Below are 6,347 nucleotides of genomic sequence, written 5' to 3' on the forward strand. Positions count from 1 at the left end.
CCTGAAAAAGGGGCACTTTATACCACAGCCAGGGGGCTTTCGCCAAGCGCGGTTTTTATCCCCTTGGCGCGGGCCGGGCCAGCGTCATCCTCCGGTCATGGCTTCCTCCGCATTGCCTGACCCCTGGCCCTGCTGTTACTTTATCCTCCCATGAAAAGACGCCTACTGGTAACCAGCGCCCTGCCCTATGCCAACGGGCCCATTCACCTCGGTCATCTGGTCGAATACGTCCAGACCGACATCTGGGTACGCTATCATCGCCTGCGCGGCCATGACTGCGTGTATGTCTGCGCCGACGACGCCCATGGCACGCCCATCATGCTCCGCGCCCAGAGCGAGGGCATCGCCCCCGAGGCCCTCATCGGCCGCATGCATGCCGAGCATCTGCGCGACTTCACGGGTTTCGGGATCGGCTTCGACCTCTACTACAGCACCCATTCGCCGGAAAATGTCGAGATCTCCCAGGAGATCTACCGCAAGCTCCGGGCCGCCGGACACATCCGGGTGCGGGAGATCGAACAGGCCTACGACGCCGTGGCCGGGATCTTCCTGCCCGATCGCTTCATCCGCGGCACCTGCCCGCGCTGCGGCGCGGCGGATCAATACGGCGACAGTTGCGAAGCCTGCGGCGCCACCTACAGCCCTACGGATCTCATCAATCCCGTTTCCGCCGTTTCCGGTGCGGTGCCGGAACGGCGCCACTCCGAGCACTACTTCTTCCGTCTGGCGGACTTCACGGCCTTCCTGCAGTCCTGGATCCATAGCGGCGTCCTCCAGGAAGAAGTGGCCAAAAAGCTCGACGAGTGGTTCGGCGCCGGATTGAGCGACTGGGATATCAGCCGCGATGCGCCGTACTTCGGCATCGAGATCCCCGATGCACCCGGCAAATTCTTCTACGTCTGGCTCGACGCCCTGCCTGGCTACATGGCGGCCACCCGCAAATGGTGCGCCGCTCACGGGCGGGATTTTGCCGATTATTGGGGTGCCGCCGCCCAGGGCACCGAGGTCTATCACTTCATCGGCAAGGACATCATCTACTTCCACGGCTTGTTCTGGCCGGCCATGCTCAAGGGCGCAGGCTACCGGCTGCCCACCGGGGTCTTTGCCCACGGCCACCTCACCGTCAACGGCGCCAAGATGAGCAAGTCCCGGGGGACCTCCATCACTGCCGGCCAGTATCTGGCCCACCTCAACCCCGAATACCTGCGCTACTACATCGCCGCCAAGCTCAACAGCCATGTGGAAGACATCGACCTCAACCTGGAGGACTTCCAGCAGCGGGTCAACAGCGATCTGGTGGGCAAGGTGGTCAACCTCGCCGCGCGGGCGGCAGGCTTCATCCAGCGCTATTTTGGCGGGCGTTTGGCCGATGGCCTGGGGAGCGATGCGGACTTCTACGCAGGGCTCTGCCAGCGCCGGGGGGAGATCGGGCAGGCCTATGCCGAACGCGAGTACGGCAGGGCCATGCGCGAGATCATGGCCCTGGCCGACGAGATCAACGCCTACGTGGATCGCAACGCCCCCTGGCTGCTGGCCAAGGAGCCCCATCGCCATGCCGACCTGCACCGTGTCAGCACGGTCATACTCAACGGCTTTCGCCTGCTGGTCACCCTCCTCAGCCCGGTCCTGCCGCGCCTGACGGCCGACGCCATGGCCTTTCTCCAAACCCGGAATGATTGGGAGGGGCTGGATCAGCCGCTCCTGAATCACCCCATTCAACCCTATCAGCATCTCCTGCAGCGCATGGAAAAGACCCAGGTGGACGCCTTGATCCAGACCCCGACAGAAAGCCCCCAGACCCCCCCCACGCCGGCTCCAGCCTCCCCCGGCGAGGCATCCCCCACCCTCTCCATGGAGGACTTCGCCAAGGTGGACCTGCGCATTGCGCGCATTGCCGCCGCCGAGGCAGTGGCAGGCGCCGACAAATTGCTCAAACTCACCCTCGATCTGGGCGACGAGACCCGTACCGTCTTTGCCGGGATCAAGGGCGCCTACCCACCGGAATCCCTGGTGGGCAGGCTGACGGTGATGGTGGCCAATCTCGCCCCGCGCAAGATGCGTTTCGGCCTTTCCGAAGGCATGGTGCTGGCCGCCAGCGGTCCCGCCGGAGGACCCTTTCTCCTCGCGCCCGACTCCGGCGCCCAGCCCGGCATGCGCGTCAAGTAGGACGGGCGCAGCGGCCCATCCCCTGCCGGGCTTCAGGGCTGGCCGATCTGTTCGGCGGCCAGTTGCCGGCGGCGTTCATAGGTCTCCCGGGCCAGGCGGATGTCCTCCAGAAACCAGGGCAATTCAGGAAGGCGCAGGGCCTGGGGTCCGTCCACCAGGGCCGTGGCCGGATCGGGGTGGAAATCCGCCAGGATCATGTTGGCACCCGCCACCACGCCCTGGGCGGTCACATGGAAAATGTCCATGATGCCGTCGGGCGTGGCGTCGCGAGAGCCCACCGAGTGGGAAGGATCGATGCAGACGGGCATGCGCGTGAGCCGCTTGACCACCGGCACCTGGGCAAAGTCGACAAAGTTGCGATGGGGATCACCCAGGTTGCTCTTCATGCCGCGCAAGCCGAAGATGACCCGGGTATTCCCCTCGGAGGCCAGATACTCCGCGGCGTTCAGGGACTCTTCCAGGGTGATGCCGAAGCCGCGCTTGAGGAGCACCGGGAACTCCTGCTGCCGGCCCACGGCTTTCAGGAGCTCGAAGTTTTGCGTGTTGCGGGTGCCGATCTGCAGCATGACCCCGGTGGGATGGCCGGTGGCGTGGAGGGCCTCGCGGATCTCGTCCACATGGGATTCGTGGAGGATCTCCATGGCGACCACGCGGATCCCGTAGCGGCCCGCCAGATCGAAGACCCAGGGCAGGCAGGCCTTGCCGTGGCCTTGGAAGGCGTAGGGACTGGTGCGCGGCTTGTAGGCGCCCATGCGCGTACAGATCTGCCCGTTGTCGTGCAGGGCGCGCAGCATCTGCTCCACATGCTCCGGCGTGTCCACGGCGCAGAGCCCGGCAAAGACCTGCAGGCTGTCCTGGCCGAAACGCACCCCGTTGTAGTCGAAGCCCGTCGCGCGCTGGTCGTTCTGGTGGCGGCCGAGCATGCGGTATTCGCGGGAAATCCGGACCACCCGCTCCACCCCCGGCAAGGTCTGCATCTCGGCCTCCAGCAAGCGCTGGGTATCTCCCACCAGATAGACCTCCGTGAGCACCTGCCGGCTTCCCTGCTCCCGGTGCACCCGCGAGAGGATGCCCGGCAAGCCTTGCAAGCGGGCCATGAGCTGCCGGAAGCGCGGATCTTCCTCGCCAAGATCTGCCTCAAGAATCAATATCATTGATCGTTCCCCATCCCATCCGGACGTTCTGCCAGTGTAGCACCGGCTGGCGGGTACCGATAATGGCAGGGCCGAAGGCCTCCATCCCACCGCGATGGTTGAGAACAACCATTACGGTTCATATCAACCGCTCACAATGTTGAATACACCCAATATAAGCGGATGTCGATATATTTATTGCGTCCAAGCTGCTGTTTCTTATGAATGCGGCCGGCACCGCCGGAACGGCACAAAGATTGCTCATGCTGGTGCAGGAATAATAGTCCTCAAGGGCAGTTCAACAGGGGAGTCACCATCATGATCATGGAAAATGCATTACCCGTCCTGCTGAGTCGCCTCGACTTCGCCTGGATCACGACGATGCATATCATCTGGACGCCGATGACCATCGGCATGTCCTTTTTGCTCTTCTTCCTGGAAGTCGCCTGGCTGCGCAGCAAGGATGAGCGCTGGTACAAGCTCAACCGCTTCTTCGAGAAGATCTTCATCATCAACTTCGGTGCCGGCGTCGCCACCGGCGTCACCATGGAAATGGCCTTCGGCATCCTCTATGGTCCATTCTCCCAGGCCGTCGGCCCTTTTTTCGGCAACATCCTCGGCTTCGAGACCATCACCGCCTTCATGTATGAAGCGGGCTTCATTGGCCTCATGGTCTTTGGCTGGGGCAAGATCAGCAAGGGCATGCATCTTTTTGCCACCTTCAACGTCGCCGTCGCCTCCAGCCTCTCGGCCTACTGGATCCTGGTGGCCAACTCCTGGATGCAGAGCCCCAACGGCGTGGAATACAAGGACGGCCTCTTCCAAGTCACCAACTGGTGGAATGCCATTTTCAACGACAACTCCCTGTGGGGATTCCCGCACATGTGGGTAGCCACCTTTGAACTCTCACTCTTCATCTTCGCCGGCGTGAGCGCCTGGTTCATCCTCAAGAACCGCAACGCGGAACTCTTCACCAAGGTCCTGAAACCGACCATGCTGGCCCTGCTCGTCATTACGCCGCTGCAGATCTATCTCGGTGACGGGCTCGGCCGTTCCGTGGCCGAGACCCAACCCACCTCCCTGGCGGCGATGGAGGGGCATTTCCATACCTACCTGCCCAACGGCCAGCCCAACACGGCCTGGAACCTCATCGCTATCCCCGATGACGCCAAGGGCGAAAACCTCTTCTCCATTCAGATCCCCCATGTGCTCAGCCTGCTGGAAACCCACACCTGGAACGGCGTGGTCACGGGCATGGACCAGTTCCCCATGAACGACCGTCCGCCCGTCCTCATCCCCTTCTACAGCTTCCGGGTCATGGTGGCCATTGGCAGCTTTCTCTTCCTGGTGGCGCTGTGGGCGCTGGTGCTGCGGCTGCAGGGAAAGTTCTCCGCCCGCGATCTGCAAAGGCGCCCCATCTTCCTCAAGGCGCTGGTGTTTAGCGCTTTTCTGCCCTACCTGGCCATCTGGACGGGCTGGTGGACCCGGGAAGTGGGCCGTCAGCCCTGGGTGGTCTATGGCCTGATGCGTACCTACGAAGGCGTGAGCAAGATGTCCATGGCTCAGGAGATCATCTGGTTTGCCGGCTACATCGTCTTTGAATTGGCGGTTTGGGCCGGCGCCTGGTACTTCTTCAGCCGCGTCATTGCCAAGGGCGTGGACGACATCCCCAGTTCGGCCGAGCTCCACGGCGAACACGGCGAACACGGCGATCGCGCCGGTGGCGGCATGGCCAAACCGGCCTTCGCCAAACCCTTGCTGAAAGAAGGGCGTTAAGCAGCGCCCCCGGCGTGCCGGAGGTCCATCCGCGGATGGCCCCCCGGCCGCTTACCCATCGGAGAAATCATTATGGACAACATCATTCGCATCGGCTCGACACTCTCCACCTGGTGGTTCTTGCTGCTGGGCCTCTTTTTTCTGCTCTACATCGCCCTCGATGGCGCCGACCTCGGCGCCGGCATCTTTGCCCTCTTCTCCCGGGATGAGGAAGAGCGCGGCGCGGTCATGGCATCCATGGCGGGCTTCTGGGACGGCAATGAAACCTGGCTCGTGGTGGCCGGCGGCGTGCTCTTTGGCGCCTTCCCGCTGGTCTATGGCTCGGCCTTCAACTACCTGCTTTTCCCCCTCATGCTGGCGCTCTGGTCCATCATCGCCCGCGCCGTGGCTTTCGAGTTTCATGTCCATGCCATGGGCAGCAAGCGCTTCTGGGGCCGGACCTTTGCCTGGGGCAGCCTGGGCGCGCCCCTCTTTGCGGGCATGGCCCTGGGCGCCACGCTGCAGGGCTTTCCCATGAGCGGCAGCCCCGTCCCCCATTATGACGGAAATGCCCTCACCTTCCTCACCCCCTTCACGGTCTGGGTGGGCATCGCCGCCGCCATTGCCGCCAGCCTCGCCGGCGGCCTCTACCTCTGCGCCCGCTTCGAGCATGGTGACCCCATCCATGAGCGCGCCCGCGGCTGGACCACGGTCTTTTCCTACCTGGCCCTGGCGGCCATTGTCGTTACCTTGGTATGGTCCTATGCCATCTTCCCCTGGGCGAGCGCCAAGTGGACCGGACCGCATTGGTGGATCTGGGCGGGGTGGCTGGTGGTGGTGCTCTTCTTTGCCTTCAAGGCCATGAGCAATCACTCCCTGCGCCGCGATTTTGCCGCCCTGCTCTGGGGTGAGGGCATCGTCGTGCTGGGCTGGGTGGCCATGCTGGCCACCATGTACCCCTATATCGTGCCCGGCACCTGGACCATCGAAGCCGCCGGCAACCCGGCCAATTCCCTGGCGGTCTTCACCCTCTTCATGACCGGTTTCGTCCCGGTGATGATCATGTACAACTGGTACCAGATCTGGGTATTCCGTGGCCGGCTCAGCAAAAAGGCGGCCTACGGCGCCCATTGAGGGCCGGTTGGCGCTGCGGATGGGGAGGGCGCGCAAGCGCCCTCTTTTTATTCATAGCGCCTCCGCCCGCCGGCGGCGGGGATTTTTGCTCCGGCGGTCCTTGCCTGTTGTTCTACGGCTCATCCCGCTGGCAGGCGAAAACTCGCCCTGCGGGCTCAG

General features: G+C 63.4%; 4 protein-coding genes. 3 read left to right on the forward strand and 1 reads right to left on the reverse strand.

Annotated features, from left to right (window positions below):
- Positions 1-150: 150 nt before the first annotated feature.
- The gene (metG, locus tag ACP5MM_RS05180; RefSeq protein WP_427931225.1) at positions 151-2,166 is read left to right on the forward strand and encodes a methionine--tRNA ligase; all 2,016 of its coding nucleotides are present in this window, start codon (positions 151-153) and stop codon (positions 2,164-2,166) included.
- Positions 2,167-2,198: 32 nt separating this feature from the next.
- Here metG and ACP5MM_RS05185 read toward each other — a convergent pair whose 3' ends face one another.
- Positions 2,199-3,320 (reverse strand): 3-deoxy-7-phosphoheptulonate synthase, encoded by a 1,122-nt coding sequence (locus ACP5MM_RS05185; RefSeq protein WP_427931223.1) that lies wholly within the window; start codon positions 3,318-3,320, stop codon positions 2,199-2,201.
- 297 nt (positions 3,321-3,617) lie between these two features.
- Between ACP5MM_RS05185 and ACP5MM_RS05190 the strand changes: the two genes are divergently transcribed.
- Positions 3,618-5,075, forward strand: a complete 1,458-nt coding sequence (locus tag ACP5MM_RS05190) for a cytochrome ubiquinol oxidase subunit I (protein ID WP_427934214.1) — start codon at positions 3,618-3,620, stop codon at positions 5,073-5,075.
- A 72-nt stretch (positions 5,076-5,147) separates the two neighbouring features.
- A complete protein-coding gene (locus ACP5MM_RS05195) occupies positions 5,148-6,188 on the forward strand; it encodes a cytochrome d ubiquinol oxidase subunit II (protein WP_427931219.1) in 1,041 nt (346 codons plus the stop codon).
- The last annotated feature ends 159 nt before the right edge of the window (positions 6,189-6,347 follow it).

The sequence above is a fragment of the Acidithiobacillus sp. genome, from assembly GCF_049965315.1.
In the GTDB taxonomy this organism is placed as follows: domain Bacteria; phylum Pseudomonadota; class Gammaproteobacteria; order Acidithiobacillales; family Acidithiobacillaceae; genus Acidithiobacillus_B.

What these genes read in the sequence shown, in the direction of transcription:
- ACP5MM_RS05190 (WP_427934214.1), top strand. Translation starts at nt 3,618, where the DNA reads ATGATCATGGAAAATGCATTACCCGTCCTGCTGAGTCGCCTCGACTTC.
- ACP5MM_RS05185 (WP_427931223.1), bottom strand. Translation starts at nt 3,320, where the DNA reads ATGATATTGATTCTTGAGGCAGATCTTGGCGAGGAAGATCCGCGCTTC.
- ACP5MM_RS05195 (WP_427931219.1), top strand. Translation starts at nt 5,148, where the DNA reads ATGGACAACATCATTCGCATCGGCTCGACACTCTCCACCTGGTGGTTC.
- metG (WP_427931225.1), top strand. Translation starts at nt 151, where the DNA reads ATGAAAAGACGCCTACTGGTAACCAGCGCCCTGCCCTATGCCAACGGG.